General features: G+C 64.2%; 2 protein-coding genes. Both read right to left on the reverse strand.

The annotated features are described in order from the left end of the window. On the reverse strand, nucleotides 1-699 hold a 699-nt coding region (locus A2J01_RS13085; RefSeq protein WP_156519265.1), incomplete at its 3' end, for an aminotransferase class I/II-fold pyridoxal phosphate-dependent enzyme. After that, nucleotides 696-1,287 (reverse strand): histidinol dehydrogenase (locus tag A2J01_RS13090; protein ID WP_197494214.1); only part of this gene is annotated, 592 nt, incomplete at its 5' end. The genes A2J01_RS13085 and A2J01_RS13090, both read right to left, overlap by 4 nt.

Raw genomic sequence — 1,287 nt, forward strand, 5'->3', positions numbered from 1 at the left:
CTTGCTCATGGTGCGGGTCACAACCAGCTTGGCCGGGAACTCGTCGATCAGCGTCATCGCGCTGGGGGCAGCGGAGAACTCCGCGTACGCCTCGTCGACGATCACGATGCCCGGCGCCACGTCGAGGATGCGTCGCAGTTCCGCAATGCCGACGCTGTGTCCGGTCGGGTTGTTGGGGCTGGTCACGAACACGACGTCGGGTCGACGTTCCGCAATCACGGTGACGGCAGCATCCACGTCGAGTGCGAAGTCGTCCCGACGGAAGACCTCGACCCACTCGGTATCGGTACCGTCGGCGATGATCGGGTGCATCGAGTACGAAGGCACAAAACCCATCGCGCTACGTCCCGGACCTGCGAACGCCTGAAGAAGTTGCTGCAGAATCTCGTTCGATCCGTTTGCCGCCCACAGATTGTCGACGGTGACCGGTACACCTGTCTGCTTCGCCAGGTACGCCGCCAGATCCGTCCGCAACGCCACAGCGTCACGGTCGGGGTAGCGGTGCAGTTCCTTCGCGGCTTCGCGCACGGATTCGGCCACATCGTCGATGAGCGCCTGGGTCGGCGGATGCGGGTTCTCGTTCGTGTTGAGCTGAACCGGAACCGTCAACTGCGGTGCGCCGTACGCCGACTTTCCACGCAGGTTCTCGCGAATCGGCAGGGCGTCGACCGAAATCGACTCTCCAGGAGCACTACTCATCGCAGAGCCTCGAATCGCAGACGCACAGCCTCGCCGTGAGCCGGCAGATCCTCCGCATTGGCCAGCGTGATGACATGTCCGGCAACGTCTTTCAGTGCAGACTCGGAGTAGTCGATCACGTGGATTCCACGAAGGAACGTCTGCACACTCAGACCGGAGGAGTGGCGTGCACACCCGGCCGTCGGCAGAACGTGGTTGGAGCCGGCGCAGTAGTCGCCGAGACTGACCGGCGCCCACGGGCCGACGAACACGGCACCAGCGCTGGTGACCTGAGCTGCCACCCCGGTTGCATCCTCGGTCTGGATCTCGAGGTGCTCTGCCGCATACGCATTGACGACGCGCAGACCAGCGGAAACATCAGAAACGAGCACCGTGCCCGACTGGCTGCCGGTCAGTGCCGTGGTGACGCGCTCGCGATGCTTGGTGATCTCGAGCTGCGCAGCCAGAGCCTTGTCGACCGCGTCGGCCAATTCGACGCTGGTCGTGACAAGAACGCTGGCGGCCATCACGTCGTGCTCGGCCTGACTGATGAGGTCGGCGGCAACGTGGACCGGGTCAGCGGTGTGGTCGGCGAGGATCGCGATCTCG

Origin of the sequence: Rhodococcus sp. EPR-134, from assembly GCF_001647205.1 — a bacterium.
Lineage (GTDB): Bacteria > Actinomycetota > Actinomycetes > Mycobacteriales > Mycobacteriaceae > Rhodococcus_F > Rhodococcus_F qingshengii.